Source organism: Neisseria sp. P0009.S007, assembly GCF_051962515.1.
This window is the reverse complement of record NZ_JBQCVF010001254.1, coordinates 1-241: the sequence shown is the minus strand read 5'-3', so window position 1 is coordinate 241 and position 241 is coordinate 1. Positions and strand designations below refer to the sequence as shown.

The window sequence follows — 241 nt, the reverse complement described above, 5'->3', positions numbered from 1 at the left end:
CGCGTAGGCGGTTGCCTAAGTCGGACGTGAAATCCCCAAGCTTAACTTGGGAACTGCATCTGATACTGGGTGACTTGAGTTCGGGAGAGGAATGTGGAATTCCAGGTGTAGCGGTGAAATGCGTAGATATCTGGAGGAACACCGGTGGCGAAGGCGGCATTCTGGACCGAAACTGACGCTGAGGCGCGAAAGCCAGGGGAGCAAACGGGATTAGATACCCCAGTAGTCCTGTCTCTTATAC

The 241-nt window shown here is 53.9% G+C and carries 1 rRNA gene; it reads left to right on the top strand.

Annotated features, from left to right (window positions below):
• Positions 1 to 241: ribosomal RNA gene (locus tag ACTHS3_RS18505) — 16S ribosomal RNA — on the top strand; the annotation flags it as partial.